We start from the raw sequence: 17457 nt of genomic DNA, 5'->3' as shown, positions 1-17457 counted from the left end.
GTTGCGGCCTGGGGTCCCGACCGCCCACGCCCCCTCGGGCCCGCCGACCGTGGCCAGCGCTCTCGCCCGGAACGTCCGATAATGGGCCCCATGGCCGGTAAGGCGAAGGCATCACCGCCGCACCCTCCCTCGACCGTGACCGTCAAGGGCCGGGATCTGCGGCTGCGTACGATCGGATTCGTCGTGCTCGCGGCTGCCGCGATCTGGTTCATCGCCGCGAACACGGAGTCGGTCACGATCAGGCTGTGGATTCCCGAGGTCACGCTGCCGCTCTGGAGCGTCCTCACGGTCACCCTTCTCGTGGGTATCCTCCTCGGCCTGTTCGTCGCCCGCCGGCGCGCCCGGCGCTGACCGGCACGCGCATGGGCGGCAGGGGTCCACGGCTGGAGCCGGGCGAGGCGCTGACGGCGACCGGCGTGGGCTGCTTCGCGTGGGATCCGGCGACCGGCCGGCTGGCCCTGGACTCCGTGGGCCGGTCGGTGTTCGGCCTGCTCCCGGCGGAGTTCACGGGCCTCGCCGGCGATCTGCGGCCCCGGGTGCGGGACGCGGACTGGGCGCTGCTGTCCGGGCTCTCGGCGGATCTCCTGGCCGGCCGGCGGGATGCGTACAGCGCCTATTTCCGGGTCGTGCTGCACGACGGGCGCACCCGCTGGACACACGCCCGGGGCAGTGTGGTGCGCGAGCGGCCGGGTGGGGCGATCAGGGTGGTGGGGGTGGTCCGGGACGCCTCCCTGGACCTGGCGCACTCCGCGTTGCGGCTGCCGGGCGAGGAGGCCCAGGACCCGCTGCGCGCCCTGGGCGAGGGTGCGCTCGCGCTGTCCCGCGCCATGAGCGTCCGCGAGGTCGCGGCGGTCCTCGGCGATGACGTGAGCCTGCGCCCGCTCGGCGCGAAGGCGATGTCGCTCGGCGTGCTCGAGCAGGGGCGGCTCCAGATGATCCGTACCGTGCTCGCGCCCGGCGCCGCGGAGTTCCCGCGCAGGTCGCGGCTGGCGGACTCGTGGCCGCTGAACGACGTCGCCCGTACGCGGAGCCCGCTCTTCTTCACCTCCGTCCACGCCTTCCTGGACCGCTACCCGAGGCTGACGCCCTTCCGGCACGGCTTCTCCGCCTCGGCCGCCGCGTTCCTGCCGCTGTTCGACGAGGGGCAGCCGCTCGGCGCCCTGGGCGTGTTCTACGACGACCGGTCCGTGTTCTGCCTCGCGGACCACACGCTCATGGCCGCCTGGGCGAAGGCGGTGGCCCGGGCGGTGCACCGGGTGCTGCCGCTCGACCGGTCGCGGGAGATCGCCGCCGGTCTGCAGAGCGCCATGCTGCCGCGTCGTATCCCGGCGACGCCCGGGGGCCGGATCGCGGTGCGGTACCGGACGGCCCGGCAGGGGGTGCGGGTCGGCGGTGACTGGTACGACGCGGTGGTACTGCCCGACGGCGCTCTCGGTCTCGCGATCGGCGACGTGCAGGGGCACGACACCGAGGCCGCGGCGCTGATGGGGCAGGTGCGTGTCGCCATGACCGCGTACGCGTCGGAAGGGCACGGGTGCGGCAGCGTGCTGGGGAAGGCGTCGGCGTTCCTCGCCGACCTGGACGCCGACCGGTTCGCGACCTGCCAGTACCTGCGGGTGGCGCTCGCCACGGGAGAGGTCCACGCGGCGAACGCGGGCCACCCGCCGCCGCTGCTGCGCCACGCCGACGGCACGGTCGAGCGGGTCCGGCTGGCGGGCGGCCCGCCGCTGGGCCTTCCCGCCGAGTGGGGGCTCGCCCCCTATCCGTACACGACGACCCGTCTGGCGCCGGGCGAGACGCTGCTGCTCTACTCGGACGGGCTGGTCGAGAAGCCGGGCGAGGACTTCGATCTCGGGCTCGCGCGCCTGGCCGCCGCCTTCGCCGACGGCCCGCCCGGACTGGAGGAGCTGGCCGACCACCTCCTCGACTCGCTCACCGGCGGCCCGCACGCGGAGGACGACGCGGCACTGCTGATGCTGCGCCGGGACGGCGCCGGACCGGCGTCGTAGCCGGGGAGTACCGTACGCGCCCGCCCCGCATTGGTTCATTTGGGAACCAATCAGATACCACCAACTGCCGCCCCTCGTAAGTTCACCCAAGACTTACCGCACGGTCGTATACCTTTAAGCCCCCCTCCCTCATTCTGTCCACCGTGTGCCATCAGGGCACCGGGTGACACGAGAGGCGGGGCATTGACTTCCATCAGCCGCAGGGGATTCGTCGGGATCGGGGCAGGGATCGGGGCAGGCCTCACGGCCGGCGCGGCGCTGCCCACGGGCACGGCGTCGGCCGCCGCAGCCGCCGCGACCGGCACCATCACCGACGTCAAGCACGTCGTGATCCTCATGCAGGAGAACCGCAGCTTCGACCACTACTTCGGCAGGCTGCGCGGCGTCCGCGGCTTCGGCGACCGGGCCGCGGGCAACACCCCAGGCGGCTGGGGCACCTTCAACCAGCCCAACTGGGGCGGCCGGCAGTACCCGTGGAAGCTGAGCGCCACCCCACCGGCGGGCGGCGTCGACGGCGAGACCCTGGCCCAGTGCAACGGCGACCTCCCGCACAGCTGGACCTCCCAGCACGCGGCGTGGAACAAGGGCCGGATGGACAACTGGGTCACGGGCGTCGGCAACACCCGCACCCTCGGCTATCTCGACCGCGGCGACATCCCCTTCCACTACGCCCTCGCCGACAACTACACCGTCTGCGACGCGTACTTCTGCTCGGCGCTCAGCGCCACAGGGCCCAACCGCACCTTCCTGTGGAGCGGCAAGATCGACGCCGCCAGCAAGGACGGCGGCGAGGAGTCCGGGCTGACCTGGGAGACGTACGCCGAGGCGCTCCAGCGGGCCGGCGTGAGCTGGAAGGTCTACCAGAACGCCCAGGACAACTACGGCGACAACGGCCTCGCATACTTCAAGAAGTTCACCGACGCGCGGCCCGGCGACCCGCTGTACGACCGCGGGATGGGTTCGGTGCCGAAGGTCACCGGCTCCACTCCGGACGACATCGCCGCCGCGATCCGCGCCGACGTCGTCGCCGGGACCCTTCCGCAGGTCTCCTGGGTGGTGGCGAGCGAGGCGTTCTCCGAGCACCCCTACGCCCCGCCCGGTGACGGCGCGCACTTCGTGGACCTCGTCTACCGCGCACTGGCCGCGAACCCCGAGGTCTTCGACTCGACGGTACTGTTCCTCAACTACGACGAGAACGACGGGTTCTTCGACCACGTGCCGCCGCCGGTCGCCCCGCCCGGCACCCCCGGCGAGTACATCGACGGCGTGCCGATCGGCCTGGGCTTCCGCGTCCCGATGATCGTCATGTCGCCCTGGACGCGCGGCGGCTGGGTCAGCTCCGAGGTCTTCGACCACACGTCCGTGCTGCGCTTCATGGAGACCTGGACGGCCGCCCTCGGCACCCCCGCCACCTGCCCGAACATCAGCGCCTGGCGGCGGAAGGTGACCGGCGACCTGACGGGTGTCTTCGACTTCGCGCATCCGGTGTACGGCGTCCCCTCGGGCCTCCCGTCCACCGCCAGGGTCATCGGGCAGTCCACCTGCGGCCCGCTGCCCAACCCGGTGCCGCAGGACAATGCCCTGCCCGCGCAGGAGTCCGGCAGCCGCCCGGCGCGCGCCGTGCCGTACCAGGTCAACGGAAACCTCGACCGGTTCGAGTTCGGTGCGGCGGGCAAGATCCTCGCCTGGTTCTCGATGACGAACCAGGGCGCGCAGGCGAAGCGGGCCGCGCACTTCACGATCCACCCGCACCAGCACCGGGACACGGCGGCCTGGCAGTACACGGTCGACCCGGGTGCCACGTCGACGGACTACTTCAACATCGGGCTCGGCTCCGGCTCGGGCAAGTACGACATCTCGATGATGGGCCCCAACCGCTTCCTGCGGCGCTTCATCGGCGACGCCTCGAAGGCGGGCAAGGCGATCGAGGTGGCGGCGCGGTTCGCGACCGAGCCCGGCACCGGGAAGACGGCGATCTGGTTCAAGATGACCAACACCTCCGCCGGGCCGGTGACCTTCACGATCCGCTCGGACGCCTATCGCACGGACGGGCCCTGGACGTACACGGTCCCGGCGAGCTCCTCCCGCGAGGACTTCTTCAACGCCGTCGCGTACAGCAACGGCTGGTACGACTTCACGATCCTCGCCGACATCGACGGCACCTGGTCGCGCCGCTACACCGGTCACATCGAGACGGGGGCCCCGAGCATCACGGGCTGAACGTATTCCCACAGTTCCAGCCAAAAGGGACACAAGGGTATTTACACGCCCTTGTGTCCCTTTTCTCGACCCAGCTGAATTTCCTGGAATGACCGTTTTGGCTTCCCGGGTGACATGAATCACGTGGGGCTGCCTGCGGCCCTCGGGGCACCCCCCTTCCCTTGTACCGCAAGGAAGTTCGGCGCGGTCGGGGCCGCGAGAAACGCGGCGATGAATTCTGTACACATTGCCCACCCGTGCCGAGTCTTGTTCCGGTCGACATTTCTCGCCTACGGTCACCTCGACCCGGACGGAACGCCGAATCCTGCCACCGTCCGATAAACCCCCCATTTACCCGTCGGCAGGAGCGGGGGACCCAGTTTTTTCGCCGGTCCGGATTCCCGGAGCGGCTAGGGGTGAAGCCGCACGCGTGCGGCCGGGCAGCTCCAGCCCTAACCCGACAGCTCACCCCGCAGGCGCCGGAGAGGAATCCTTCATGCCCGCTCACGGTAAGCACCGGCGCCCCAAGCGACGTCCCCTCACCCGCGGTATCGCCCTCGCGAGCACGGGTGGCGCCGCACTGGCCCTCCCCCTCGTCGCCACGGCCACCGCGCACGCGGCGCCCAGCGCGGCCCCCAAGACGGCACCCGTCGAGAAGACCGTCTTCAGCGCGCCCGCGAAGATCGCGGAATCGATTCCCACCGCGCAGAATTCCGCCCCCAAGACCTATACCGTCGTCCGCGGCGACTCCCTTTCCGTGATCGCGGACGAACAGAATGTTCGAGGCGGCTGGAAGGCCCTGTACCGGGCGAATCGCGAAGCTGTCGGTGACAACCCGTCACTTATTCACCCCGGGCTCGAACTCACCCTTCGCGGGAAGTCCGTGAGTGCTCCGAAGAAGCCGGCGTCGCAGCCGAAGTCCTCGGCCCGTAAGTCGAGTACGGACCGGGCCGACCGCTCGCAGCGGGCCGCCGCCCCCGCCAAGGCCGCCCCGGCTGCCAAGGCAGCCCCCGCCGCCAAGCCCGCGGCCAAGAGCTACACCAACGACCTGGACGGCTGGATCCGCGAGTCGCTGGACGTCATGGCGCAGTACGGCATCCCCGGTTCGTACGAGGGGATCCACCGCAACATCATGCGCGAGTCCTCCGGCAACCCGCAGGCCATCAACCTCTGGGACTCCAACGCCGTCAAGGGCACCCCGTCCAAGGGTCTCCTCCAGGTCATCGAGCCGACGTTCCTGGCCTACCACGTGCCGGGCACCTCGATGGACCTCTTCGACCCGGTCGCCAACATCACCGCGGCCTGCAACTATGCGGCGGACCGCTACGGCTCGATCGACAACGTCAACGGGCCGTACTGACAGCCGCTCCTGAGGCACCGGCTCTAGAAGTGGTCGGCGAACCAGCCGGCGGCGAGTTCGCCGACCTGTTCCAGCGTGCCCGGCTCCTCGAAGAGGTGGCCGGCGCCCGGAACGACGACGAGCCGGTTCTCGCAGCGGAGTTGACGCTGGGCCTCCTCGTTCAGGTCGCGTACGAGCGGGTCGTGGCCCCCCACGATCAGCAGTGTGGGGGCGCGTACCTGGGCGAGGCGGGGTCCGGCGAGGTCCGGGCGGCCGCCGCGGGAGACCACGGCGGCCACCTCGGACAGCGGGTCGCCCGCGGCCCACAGCGCTGCCGCGGCGCCGGTGCTGGCTCCGAAGTAGCCGGTGCGCAGCCCGTCGAGGCCGGGCTGCCGGCCCAGCCAGTGCGTGGCCCGGGCCAGCCGGTCGGCCAGTAGCTCCGTGTCGAAGACATTGGCGCGGTCGGCCGCCTCGTCCTCGGTGAGCAGGTCGAACAGGAGCGTCCCGAGACCGGCGCGGTTCAGGCTCTCGGCGACGGCCCGGTTGCGGGGGCTGTGCCGGCTGCTGCCGCTGCCGTGGGCGAACAGCACGACACCCGGGGCGTCGTCGGGCACCACGAGGCGGCCCGCGACCTGCACCTCCCCGGCCGGGATGCGCACCTCCGGGTCCTCGGCGCCCGAGCCCTGACCGGCGTGGTGGCGCTCCAGGCAGGCGACGACCTCCTCGTCCGAGGTCTGTGAGAAGTCCTGGTAGAACTGGCCGATCGCGTAGAAGAACTCCGGCTCGTGGACGCTGACGGCCTCGTCGGCCTCCCGGCCGATCCGCTCCCGCCAGTCGTGCGGCGCGACGGGCACCGCGAGGACGATACGGGCGGCCCCCTGGGCCCGGACGACCCGGCAGGCGGCGACCGCCGTGGCGCCCGTCGCCAGGCCGTCGTCCACGACCACGGCGGTCCGGCCGTCGAGCCGGGCGGCGGGCCGGTCGCCGCGGTAGCGCTGGGCCCGCTGCCCGAGCACGACGCGCTCGCGTGCCTCGACGACGGCGAGGTCGCGGTCGGAGACCCGGGTGTCGGCCAGGACGTGGTCGTTGAGGACGCGCACGTCCCCCTCGCCGATGGCTCCCATGGCCAGCTCCGGCTGGAAGGGCACCCCCAGTTTGCGTACGAGACAGACGTCCAGCGGAGCCCCCAGCGCGTCGGCGACCTGTTCGGCGACCGGCACGCCGCCGCGGGGAAGTCCCAGGACCACGACGTCATGGCCCTTGAGATGGGTCAGGCATGCGGCGAGTTGCCGTCCGGCGTCCGTGCGATCGGTGAAGTACATGTCCCGCTCGTCTCCCTGGTCCGGAGCGTGCGCGCGGGCGGATGCGCGCCGTCGCCTGTCAGGCGGGGCGTGCGACGAGGGTTCCGTCCTCGTCGAGGTCGACCCGTGCGCCGTAGGGCCGGCTCGTCCGGCCGAGTACGTCGTGGAGCCAGCGCGCGTCACGGCCGGGGGCGTGTTCCAGCCGCATGCGCCGGGCCCGCAGAGGAATCATGCGTACCTCCTGGAGTCCGCCGTCCTCGGGCCTCACCGAGACGAGGTGGAGCAGCCGCAGGTCGTCGCGGTACTGCTCGTAGCCGGTGATGCCCTCGTAGTCGTTGATCAGGTCGCCGCAGCCGTGGAGCACGAGCCTGCCCCGGTAGACCTCCACGGGCCGGGGGTGGTGCGAGGAGTGGCCGTGCACCACGTCGGCGCCGGCGTCGATCAGTGCGTGCGCGTAGTCGACGTCGGCGCGGGAGAGCGCGTACCCCCAGTTCGGGCCCCAGTGCAGCGACACCATGACGATGTCGCCGGGGCGCCTCGTGTCCCGGATCCGGGTGACGAGACGGCCGGCGGCGGGGTCGCTGGGCCCGGCGGCGAAGTGGACGCCGCCGCGCCGGGCGGTGGCTGCCCAGTCGCGCGGGATGCCGCTGGAGGCCATGCCGAGGGCGTACGCGACGAACCGTCCGCCGCCGGGGAGGTCGACGACCGCCGGTCGCGCCGCCTCCTCGGCGTCCCTGCCCGCTCCCACCGTGCGCAGTCCGTGCTTCGCCAGGGCGTCGAGGGTGTCGTCGAGTCCCTGGCGGCCGTGGTCCAGGACGTGGTTGTTGGCCAGGACGCAGACGTCGGGGCGGGCGGCGGTCAGGCTGGGCAGGTTGTCCGGGTGCATCCGGTAGTGGACCGCCTTGCCGGGCGCGAACTCGTCGCTCGTGGTGACGGCCGTCTCCAGATTGGTGACGCGGATGTCGGGCGCGGCCGCGTCCAGGGCGTCGAGGGCGACGCCCCAGGGGTAGGCGAAGTCCACGCGGTGGGGAATGGGGCCGTTGACCGACTCGGCGAGCGCCACATAGGACCGTGCATCCTGCATGTACCGCTCGCGCAGGGCCGGGTCGCCGGGATGGGGAAGGATCTGGTCGACTCCGCGGCCGAGCATCACGTCGCCGCAGAGGAACAGTCCGACCTGGTCACTGCCCATACACCCAGGGTAGACGCAGCGGGCCCGACGGGCCGGTGGCGATCAGGCCGGGGTGGGGTCGGCAGCGTGCCGGTGGCTCAGAAGTTGCCGTAGTTGACCTGCCAGGTCGGCAGCCCCATGCGGCGCCAGAGGGCGACGACACGGTCGCGGTCGTCGAGCGAGACGCGTACCGCGTACCGGTGCCGGATGTGCGCGTCGAAGAGCTCGGCCTTGACGATGTCGTCGCCCCGGCCGTCGTCCGAGGCTCGCATCCACAGCTCGTCGTACGGCACGCCATGACGGGCGAGCCATGCCTCGGTGAGGGCGCGGTGGTCCTCGCTGCGCCCGGACAGCAGCACGATCGTGTCGTTCTCGGCGCTGCGGAAGGCGCGCAGCGCGCGGGCCACGGAGACGTTGAGCACGTCGAGGTCGCAGCGGGTGAAGTCGTACGGGCCGCGGTCGCCGCGCAGCGCGAGCGTGCCGTCGATGTCGCACAGCACGGCCGAGGGGAGCGCCGGATCGGGGACGTACGGTGCGGCGGCCGGCCGGTCGCCGAGCCACTCGGCGGTCAGGCGCCAGCCGCCCCGGGTGGCCTTGGCGTGCTTGTCGGCGAGGATGCGGATGATCTCCTCGCCGACGGACCGCTCGCGCGCCGCGTCGCGGCGTACGCACTCCTCGACCGGTACGCCGGTGAAGTCGTGCACCACGAAGCGGGCGTCGAGGCCGATGACCGCCGCCTTCAGCCGCTTGGGGATGTGCGGGGTCAGATGCGTGTTGTCGACGACCACGTCGAAGCCGCCCTCGACGGCGGAGCGGACCGCCGCGTCCTGGATGTCGAGGACGGTCCGCTCGTGCGCGTGCGAGCGGCCGCGCTCGGGGGCAGGGACGTCCAGCATGGTGCGCAGGTCGTCGAGGTTGACGCGGCGCATCCGGCCCTCGGACTCCGCCTGGAGCCGGCGGGCGGCCGTGGTCTTCCCCGAGGCGGGAAGCCCCGTCATGACGTGTACGTCGGGCACGGCTCAGTTCTCCACATCGGTCGTGAAAGGATCGGACGCCTCGGGCCTGACGGTGCGCCAGACGAAGAGGTCGGTCGGACGCCCGTCGAGGCGCAGGAACAGGGCCGACCGGATGTCGGGGTCGACCGGCAGCGCCTTGACGGCCCGGGCGAAGGCACCCCGGTCGGCGGCGAGGTGAGCGACTGACTTGTAGGCCTCGTCGATGGCGCGTTCCCGGGCCGCGGCCTCGTCCTCCAGGCGGTCGATGACCCCGCGCACCCAGGCGTCGAACTCGTCGGGCACCTGCTCCAGGAGGGCGTCCAGCGGCCGGCCGCCCGCCGATGTGACGCCGCCGAGCTCGGCGACCGAGCATCCGAGGCCCTGCGCGAGGCGCTTCACGGACGTGCCGGCGAAACGCTGGATGCCGTGGCTGCGCCAGATGTCCCGCTCGGTGACCCCGGTGAGCACCTTGTGGAGGCGTACGTACTCGCTCAGCTTGGCCTTGGCGCGCACGCCGGAGGCGTAGCGCAGCACGAATCCCTCGGCGTCCGTGCCGGTGGCGGCGTGTCCGCCGGGCAGGGTGTTCGACTCGGTGAGGGCGAGCAGTTCGTCGAGCGGCATGGCGGGCCAGGTCCGTACGACGGAGCCGATCTCCGTCCAGTCGGCGGCCGCCTCGGCGAGCGGGATCTCGGCGCCGTCCGGGCCGAACGCGGCGAGCAGCACGAGGTCGCGCCGGTCTCCGTAGTCCACGACGATGCGATTCTGCGGGTACAGGATCTCGGCGAGGTACGTGACACCCGGGGTCAGCGCCCCGGTGTCCCGGCCGTCGAGCCGGCGCTGCGCCCAGGTCGCCTGCGCGCTGATGAAGGACCCCTTGGAGGCGACCTGCCACCGGCCCGCGTAGTGGAAGACCACCGCGAGGCTGCCGTCGACCTTGTCGTAGACCTCGAACGGCTCGTCGGGCAGCGCGGGCGCGTAGGGCCGACCGGTCTCGTGCTCACCGACGTTGAAGAACTTCGGCAGCGGCAGCGCGACGATCGCGCCGGTGGCGTCGTCGGCGACGAGCCCACGGCAGCGCGTGGTCACCTGGTTCCAGATCCGCTCGTACTGGCACACCCGCGTGTACGTGTAGATCGACAGCGGCAGTTCGGGGTGTGCCTTGCGGGTGACGTGCCCGGCGTCGATGGCCGCGGCCAACTCCTGTGCGGGCAGCAGCTCCTGGAGAGTCAGGTGCGCCTGGCTCATGGTTCCTCCTGGTCGGTGGTGACTCATTGTCACCTGCGGAGGCCCCGTACCGACAATGGTTTTCCTGCTGGTCGGGCCTGGCGTCGCGGGGCGGGAGGGTCCCCCGTGGTCGGAACTCTCACGGCATCGCCGGGTCGTCCGATCGGATGACCCGGCGGTCCACCGGACGGTGCTCGGCGGCGATCCGGTGGACCGACCGGCGGTGGGCGTCGGCGCACGCACGATGGTGAGGAGAGCGGACCGACACCCACCGGGAAGCTCCTGGCCGCCGCGAGAAGGAGAACGTCCATGGATCCGAACGACCGGCTGCTGCTCGCGGCCGCCCACCACGGGGACACCGCCGGGGTCGCCGCCGCGCTGGGCGCGGGAGCGCACGTCGAGTGCCGGGACGAGGAGCGCCGTACGCCGTTGCTGCTGGCCGCGCTGGCGGACCAGGTGGATGCAGCAGCGCTGCTGGTCGAGGCCGGTGCCGATCCCGATGCGCGCGACGCACGGGCGGACACGCCGTGGCTGGTCACCGGGGTGACGGGCAGCGTGCGGATGATGCGCCTGCTGCTCTCCGCCGGTCCCGACCTGACGCTCACCAACCGCTTCGGCGGGACCTCGCTCATCCCGGCCGCGGAGCGCGGCCACGTCGCGTACGTACGGGCCGTCCTGCGCGAGACCGGCATGGACGTCGACCACGTCAACCGGCTGGGCTGGACCGCTCTGCTCGAGGCGGTCATCCTCGGCGACGGCGGCCGCGCGCACGAGGAGATCGTCGAGCTGCTGATCACCGCCGGGGCGGATCCGCTGCTCGCGGACCACGACGGGACGACGCCGCTGGAACACGCGCGGCGCCGCGGCTTCGCCGGAATCGCGGGCCTGCTCGAGGCCGCGTCGGCGCGCCGCGGGCGGAAGACCTCCCGATGAGGCAAGCGAGGATCGCACACGTGCTGACACCGGCCGCCGCGGTGACGGGGGCGCGCCTGGGTGGCCACTGAGGCGGCCGGCCGCGGGTGAACGGCCGCTCGGGGTGGCCGTGCTGTAGGGAACTGGATCTCGCGGGACGGCGTCCCCTCCCCCGAAGGGGGTCATGTGGAGGGGACACGAAGGAGGCGGGGGGTGCTCACGGCTGTCGTCATGGCGGTCGTCGGCTTGCTGCTGCTGGTCCATTCCCGGCTTCCCCGGCTGCCGGGGAACCCGATCAGTCTGGTCGAGACCTTCCTGCCGTGGCTCGCGCTCGCCGTGCCCGTCGGCCTGATCATCGCCGCCGTGCGCCGCTCGGTCGTCGCGGCCGTCGCCTGTGTGGTCGTCGGTGCCGTGTGGCTGGGGGTGTTCCGGGGGGTCCTCGCGTCGGCGGACGCCTCGGGGCCGTACGAGCTGACGGTCGTGCAGCACAACGTGAGCGACGAGAACGCCAGCCCGTCCCGTGTCGCGCGGATCCTTCTCGGCCCGGACCCCGATGTCGTCGCGCTTCAGGAGCTGACGGCGTCGAGCCTGCCCGCCTACGGCATCGCTCTCGGCCGGACGCATCCGTACCACGCGACCGTGGGGACGGTCGGGCTGTGGTCGAAGTACCCGCTGACGGACATCGGGCGCGTCGACCTCAAGCCCGCGGAGGTGGAGGCCGGCTGGGAGCGGGGGCTGCGGGCCGTCGTCCGCAGTCCGCGCGGGCCGGTGGCGACGTATGTGGCGCATCTGCCGTCGGTCCGGGTGCGGGCGACGCAGGGGTACGCGACGGGGTGGCGCGACGAGAGCGCCGCCCGGCTCGGGCGCGCGCTCGCGGCCGACCGGTCCGCGGCGGTGCTGGTCCTCGGCGACCTCAACGGCACCGTCGACGACCGGGGCCTTGCCCCCGTGCTGTCCCAGGTGCGCGGCAACCGCGACGACTTCGCCTTCAGCTGGCCGGCGAGCCTGCCGCTGGCCCGTATCGACCACGTACTGGCGGGCGGCGAGGCCGAGGTGGGCGCGACGTGGACGCTGCCGGACACGGGCAGCGACCATCTGCCGGTGGCCGCGCGGGTACGGTTCTGAGCCGTCATCCGGTCGGTCCCTCCCGGTTGGCCCGTGCGCCCGGAGCCGAAGAGGCTGGCGGCGTGGCGTGGCTTCCGTACCGCGGCACGCCCGTGACCCGAGCCCCGCGAGGAGACGGCCGATGTCGGCGACCGCGTACCGCTACGACGATCTGAGCGCCCTGTACGTCAACTGCACGCTCAAGCGCTCCCCCGAGGTCAGCAACACCGAGGGGCTCATCGACCGCAGCAGGGCCGTGATGGAGCGGCAGGGCGTGGGGACCTCGGTGCTGCGGGCGGTCGACCACGACATCGCGACCGGGGTGTGGCCGGACATGACCGAGCACGGCTGGGAGTCGGACGCCTGGCCCGGGCTGTACGAGCAGGTCATGGGGGCGGACATCCTCGTGCTGTGCGGGCCGATCTGGCTCGGTGACAACAGCTCGGTGATGAAGCAGGTGATCGAGCGGCTGTACGCGTGCTCCAGTCTGCTCAACAGCGAGGGCCAGTACGCGTACTACGGCCGGGTGGGCGGCTGTCTGATCACCGGGAACGAGGACGGGGTCAAGCACTGCGCGATGAACGTGCTCTACAGCCTCCAGCACCTGGGCTATGTGATCCCGCCCCAGGCGGACGCGGGCTGGATCGGCGAGGCCGGGCCCGGGCCCTCGTATCTGGACCCGGGCTCGGGCGGTCCGGACAACGACTTCACCAACCGCAACACGTCGTTCATGGCCTGGAACCTGATGCACCTGGCGGCGATGCTCAAGCGGGCGGGCGGCGTCCCGGCCCACGGCAACCAGCGCTCGGCCTGGGACGCCGGCTGCCGCGCCGACTTCCCGAACCCGGAACACCGGTAGCTAGTTCTGCTCGAAGAGGAGGCGGAGCGCCACGTCCCGGTAGTGGCGGATGTGGTGGAGCGAGCACTCCGCCGCCGCGTCGGCGTCGGCCGCGGCGATCGCCTCGTACAGGATCCGGTGTTCGTCCCACAGGGGGCCCGGGTCGTCGATCTGCTGGAAGAGCCAGCGCAGCCGGCCCTCCAGCGATTCCAGGGTCGTGGCGAGCAGGTCGTTGCGCGAGAGTTCCACGATGTGGTGGTGGAAGGCCGTGTTGGCGCGCGAGATGCGTTCCGCCCTGCCCGACAGCGTCGCCTTCCGCGCTTCCTCCAACAGCTCGCGCAGTTCGTCGAGTTGAGCGTCCGTGCGGCGTTCGGCGGCGCGGCGGACGGCGAGGACCTCCAGGGCCTCGCGCATGTCGAAGAGGTTCTCGACGTCCTGCCGTGACAGCTCCTTGACGACGATCCGGCGCGGCGAGAGCGCCTGGAGGAACCCCTCCCCCATCAGGATCCGGATGGCTTCACGCACCGGTACGCGGGAGACGCCGAACTCCTCGGCGACATCGCGCTCGACCAGCCGGTCGCCGGGCTTGAGGCGACCGGTGATGATGCGGTCCCGCAGCCCTTCGCAGACCTGGTCGCGGAGCCATCCGCCGCCTGCGGTCGGTGTGGTCTCGGCGGCCGCCTGGGTCCCGGTCATGTGTCCTCCCCGTATCGAAGTCATCACGGTATACCAAACGCTTGACGACGCCCGGAGGTGCCCCCATTCTTTGGTATACCAAAACGCGGAGGCGATGGTTCCTCCGTGTTTCACCCTGTCCGATGCGTGAATCGAGGGTTTGCCCATGAGTACCCCATCGGTCGGCGAGACCGCCGAGGCAACCGCCGCCGCCACCCACGGAAGACGCCCCAGCCGGGTCCGCTGGAAGATGTTCGTCCTGCTCCTCGGCGTCGTCGCCCTCAACTACATCGACCGCGGCTCCGTCTCCGTCGCCCTGCCGCTGATCACCGAGGACCTCGGGCTCTCCAAGGAGACGACCGGCTTCGTCCTGAGCGCGTTCTTCTGGACGTACGCGCTGATGCAGATCCCGAGCGGCTGGCTGGCCGACCGCTTCGGCCCCCGGAAGATGGTCTCGGGCGCGTGCATCGGCTGGGGCGTCGCCCAGTCCGTCACCGCCGCCGCGACCGGCGCGGGCTCGCTGCTCGGCTACCGCCTCCTGCTCGGCGCCGTCGAGGCCCCGGTCATGCCGGCCGGCGGAAAGCTCAACGCCCAGTGGCTGCCCGCGAAGGAGCGCGGTCGCGGGGCCGTGCTGCTCGACGGCGGAGCCCCGCTCGGCGCGGCGCTCGGCGGTGTCATCATCTCCGCGCTGATCGCCTGGACGGGCAGCTGGCGGCTCAGCTTCGTCATCGCCGGCATCCTCACCGTCGCCGTCGGTCTGTACGCCGCCTGGTACATCCGCGACACCCCGCGCGAGCACCCCGGGGTCAACGAGGCGGAGGCCGCGTACATCGAGCGGGCGCACGCCGAGGAGGACGCGGCCGGTCCGGCCGACGAGCGCACCGGACTGCGCCCGTACCTGCGGCACCGCTCCTTCTGGGCCATGTGCCTGGGCTGGATGGGCTTCAACGGCGTCTTCTACGGTCTGCTCACCTGGGGCCCGCTCTATCTCTCCGAGACCAAGGGCTTCGACATCAAGACGATCGGCTGGTCGACGCTCGTCATCTTCGGCGCGGGCTTCGTCGGCGAGCTCACCGGCGGCTGGGTCTCCGACCGCTGGAAGGCGGCGGGCGCCGGGGCGAACAAGGTGATGCGCTCGATGATGGGCGTCGCCGGCACGGCCGTCGTCGCCGGGCTCCTCGGTGTGGTCCTCGTCCCGGACCCGGCGACCGCCGTCACCCTGCTCTCCGTCGTCATGTTCTTCCTGCGCTGGGCCGGGCTCTACTGGTCGCTGCCCTCCATCCTGGCCGGCCGGGCCAACGCCGGAGTCGTCGGCGGCGCGATGAACCTGTCGGGCAACATCGCCGGGATCGTCACCCCGATCGCGGTCGGCTACATCGTCGGCGGCACCGGTTCGTACACCTGGGCGCTGCTCTACTTCGTCGGCGCCGGCGTGCTGTTCACGCTCTCCTCCCTCGTCCTCGACTACAGCAGAAGGCTCTCCGTCCGATGACCCGTATCGGCATGCTCACCCCGTCCTCCAACACCTGCCTGGAGCCGGTGACCTACCGCCTCCTGACGGACGTACGGGATGTCAGCGCGCACTTCGCCCGCGTGCCCGTCACCCGGATCGCCCTCGACGGGGGCTCCGACGCCCAGTTCGACCCGGGGCCGATGGTCGCCGCCGCCCGGCAGCTCGCCGACGCGCGGGTGGACGTCCTGGTGTGGAACGGCACGTCCGGCTCGTGGCTCGGCGTCGAGCGCGACCGCGCGCTCTGCGCCGCGCTCACCGAGGCGACCGGGATCCCCGCCACCACCTCCACCCTCGCCCTGCTCGACGCCTGCGCCGCCTACGGCGTGACCCGGCTCGGTCTCGCCGTCCCCTACACGGCGGACGTCGCCGAGCGGATCGTCACGACGTACGCCGCCGAGGGCCTGGAGTGCGTGCTCGCCGAGCCGTTCGGCGTCAGCGACAACGAGGCGTTCGCGCGGATCCCGGAAGCCGAGGTCGCCCGTCAGATCGAGGAGGCCGCCGCCGGCTCCGTCCACGCGGTCGCCGTGGTCTGCACGAACGTGTACGGGGCGGGGGCGGCGGCCGGGCTCGAAGAGGCCCTCGGCGTCCCGGTCTTCGACAGCGTCGCCGCCACCCTCTGGAAGGCGCTCGACCTCGCCGGGGCCCACCCGGTCCTCGGCGGACACGGCGAACTGCTGCGCTCCGGGAGCTTGCGCGCCCGCTTCCAGCGGGTCCTCGGCGAGTTGCGGGAGGCCGTCGGCGCGGACCGGACGACGCTCCGGCTGGACCTGCCCGGGCACTGCCTGCACGTGGATCTCACCGCGGCCGAGGCACTGGGCACGGGCGTGCGGTCGATCCGCCGCGACGCCTCGCTGGACCAGCGCCGGCTGAACACCGTCGAGTGGCTGGAGCGCCACCGGGTCCCGCTCGTCCAGCCCCGCTTCGGCGCCGACCCGCGCCCGCCGCAGGCGCTGATCGACGTCTACGGAGTCCACGCCCAGCTCCTCTCGCCGGTCGTCCGCGACACGGAGATGACCGGCTGGATCTCCGCCCACAGCCTCAACGAGCGGGACTGGAGCGCCGCCGACCAGGCCGTCATGGCGACGGCGATCGACCGCTTGCACCACCTTCTCGACACGTACGGAAAGGCCCCCGTCGCATGACCACCAAGGACATCAGGATCGCGCTCGGCGTCGACGTGGACGCCGTCGCCGGCTGGCTCGGCAGCTACGGCGGCGAGGACTCGCCCAACGACATCCAGCGCGGTGTCTTCGCCGGCGAGATCGGCACCCCGCGGCTCCTGAAGCTCTTCGAGCGGTACGGGATACGCACCAGCTGGTTCATCCCCGGCCACTCGATCGAGACCTTCCCCGAGCAGACCCGCATGGTCGTGGAGGCGGGTCACGAGGTCGGCGCGCACGGCTACTCGCACGAGAACCCCATCGCGATGAGCCCCCAGCAGGAGGAGGACGTCCTCGCCCGCTCGGTCGAGCTCATCGAGGAGTACACCGGTCGCAGGCCGCGCGGCTATGTGGCGCCCTGGTGGGAGATGTCGCCGCACACCGCGGCCCTGCTGCACAAGTACGGCTTCTCGTACGACCACAGCCAGAACTACCGGGACTTCACCCCCTTCTACGCCCGGGTCGGCGACAGCTGGACGAAGATCGACTACACGAAGGAGGCCAAGGACTGGATGAAGCCGCTGGTCCACGGCCACGAAGTGGACCTGGTCGAGTTCTGCGGCAACTGGTACGTCGACGACCTGCCGCCGATGATGTTCAACAAGCACGCGCACAACAGCCACGGGTACGTCAGCCCCCGCGCCCTGGAGCAGGACTGGCGCGACCAGTTCGACTGGGTGCACCGCGAGCTGGACTACGCGGTCGTGCCGGTCACGCTGCACCCGGACGTGAGCGGGCGCCCGCAGGTGCTGCTGATGCTGGAGCGCTTCATCGAGTACGTGTCGGGCCACGAGGGCGTCAGCTTCTGCACCCTGGAGGACGCGGCCGACGACTTCCGGCGCCGCTTCCCCTTCGAGGGCGCCGAACGCCCCGCGGACATGCGCTGACGGCTGCGGCGTGGCGGGGGGGGGGGGGCCCCCCCCGGGGGGGGGGGGGGGGGGGGGGGGGGGGGGGGGGGGGTGGTCCCCCCGCCGCCCCCCCCCTACCAAAAAAAAAAAAGTTGCACCGGCAACCTGC

At 71.9% G+C, this 17457-nt stretch carries 15 protein-coding genes and 1 riboswitch; of the genes, 10 read left to right on the top strand and 5 right to left on the bottom strand.

The window, feature by feature from the left end:
* The first annotated feature begins 90 nt into the window (after positions 1 to 90).
* From ACZ4VI_RS25730 to ACZ4VI_RS25715, 4 genes are all read left to right on the top strand, one after another.
* Complete coding sequence (locus ACZ4VI_RS25730; RefSeq protein ID WP_468002830.1) at positions 91 to 351, top strand: LapA family protein; 261 nt, start codon at positions 91 to 93, stop codon at positions 349 to 351.
* 11 nt (positions 352 to 362) lie between these two features.
* Positions 363 to 2009, top strand: coding sequence for a SpoIIE family protein phosphatase (locus ACZ4VI_RS25725; RefSeq protein WP_468002828.1), 1647 nt, complete (start codon positions 363 to 365; stop codon positions 2007 to 2009).
* Positions 2010 to 2192: 183 nt separating this feature from the next.
* Positions 2193 to 4229, top strand: coding sequence for a phosphocholine-specific phospholipase C (locus ACZ4VI_RS25720; RefSeq protein ID WP_468002826.1), 2037 nt, complete (start codon positions 2193 to 2195; stop codon positions 4227 to 4229).
* A gap of 313 nt (positions 4230 to 4542) precedes the next feature.
* Positions 4543 to 4702, top strand: a riboswitch (cyclic di-AMP (ydaO/yuaA leader).
* Between the two features lie 2 nt (positions 4703 to 4704).
* Positions 4705 to 5568, top strand: a complete 864-nt coding sequence (locus ACZ4VI_RS25715) for a transglycosylase SLT domain-containing protein (protein WP_468002824.1) — start codon at positions 4705 to 4707, stop codon at positions 5566 to 5568.
* Between the two features lie 23 nt (positions 5569 to 5591).
* Here ACZ4VI_RS25715 and ACZ4VI_RS25710 read toward each other — a convergent pair whose 3' ends face one another.
* The 4 genes from ACZ4VI_RS25710 to ACZ4VI_RS25695 all read right to left on the bottom strand — a co-directional run bounded on the left by ACZ4VI_RS25710 (position 5592) and on the right by ACZ4VI_RS25695 (position 10259).
* The gene (locus ACZ4VI_RS25710) at positions 5592 to 6869 is read right to left on the bottom strand and encodes a phosphoribosyltransferase family protein (RefSeq protein WP_468002822.1); all 1278 of its coding nucleotides are present in this window, start codon (positions 6867 to 6869) and stop codon (positions 5592 to 5594) included.
* 58 nt (positions 6870 to 6927) lie between these two features.
* A complete protein-coding gene (locus ACZ4VI_RS25705; protein ID WP_468002820.1) occupies positions 6928 to 8040 on the bottom strand; it encodes a CapA family protein in 1113 nt (370 codons plus the stop codon).
* Positions 8041 to 8117: 77 nt separating this feature from the next.
* Positions 8118 to 9035 (bottom strand): phosphatase domain-containing protein, encoded by a 918-nt coding sequence (locus ACZ4VI_RS25700; RefSeq protein ID WP_468002818.1) that lies wholly within the window; start codon positions 9033 to 9035, stop codon positions 8118 to 8120.
* 3 nt (positions 9036 to 9038) lie between these two features.
* Complete coding sequence (locus tag ACZ4VI_RS25695; RefSeq protein WP_468002816.1) at positions 9039 to 10259, bottom strand: RNA ligase; 1221 nt, start codon at positions 10257 to 10259, stop codon at positions 9039 to 9041.
* A gap of 288 nt (positions 10260 to 10547) precedes the next feature.
* Between ACZ4VI_RS25695 and ACZ4VI_RS25690 the strand changes: the two genes are divergently transcribed.
* From ACZ4VI_RS25690 to ACZ4VI_RS25680, 3 genes are all read left to right on the top strand, one after another.
* Positions 10548 to 11171, top strand: a complete 624-nt coding sequence (locus ACZ4VI_RS25690; RefSeq protein WP_468002814.1) for an ankyrin repeat domain-containing protein — start codon at positions 10548 to 10550, stop codon at positions 11169 to 11171.
* A 192-nt stretch (positions 11172 to 11363) separates the two neighbouring features.
* A complete protein-coding gene (locus tag ACZ4VI_RS25685; protein ID WP_468002812.1) occupies positions 11364 to 12275 on the top strand; it encodes an endonuclease/exonuclease/phosphatase family protein in 912 nt (303 codons plus the stop codon).
* A gap of 121 nt (positions 12276 to 12396) precedes the next feature.
* Positions 12397 to 13113 carry a flavodoxin family protein gene (locus ACZ4VI_RS25680; protein ID WP_468002811.1) on the top strand — a complete coding sequence of 239 codons (717 nt, stop codon included), beginning with the start codon at positions 12397 to 12399 and terminating at the stop codon, positions 13111 to 13113.
* Here ACZ4VI_RS25680 and ACZ4VI_RS25675 read toward each other — a convergent pair whose 3' ends face one another.
* Positions 13114 to 13788 (bottom strand): GntR family transcriptional regulator, encoded by a 675-nt coding sequence (locus ACZ4VI_RS25675; RefSeq protein WP_468002809.1) that lies wholly within the window; start codon positions 13786 to 13788, stop codon positions 13114 to 13116.
* 145 nt (positions 13789 to 13933) lie between these two features.
* Between ACZ4VI_RS25675 and ACZ4VI_RS25670 the strand changes: the two genes are divergently transcribed.
* Genes ACZ4VI_RS25670 through ACZ4VI_RS25660 form a run of 3 tightly spaced genes read left to right on the top strand, consistent with a single transcriptional unit; the run spans position 13934 to position 17327 of the window.
* Entirely contained in the window at positions 13934 to 15259 is a 1326-nt protein-coding gene (locus ACZ4VI_RS25670) for an MFS transporter (RefSeq protein WP_468002807.1), read from the top strand.
* Positions 15256 to 16422, top strand: coding sequence for a maleate cis-trans isomerase family protein (locus ACZ4VI_RS25665; protein WP_468002805.1), 1167 nt, complete (start codon positions 15256 to 15258; stop codon positions 16420 to 16422). Before ACZ4VI_RS25670 ends, ACZ4VI_RS25665 begins: the two co-directional genes overlap by 4 nt.
* Positions 16419 to 17327: a polysaccharide deacetylase family protein gene (locus ACZ4VI_RS25660; RefSeq protein WP_468002803.1), complete on the top strand. Its 909-nt coding sequence runs from the start codon at positions 16419 to 16421 to the stop codon at positions 17325 to 17327. Before ACZ4VI_RS25665 ends, ACZ4VI_RS25660 begins: the two co-directional genes overlap by 4 nt.
* Positions 17328 to 17457: the final 130 nt, after the last annotated feature.

The organism is Streptomyces sp. NPDC029169 (assembly GCF_055563935.1).
This window is presented reverse-complemented; position numbering and strand designations above follow the sequence as displayed.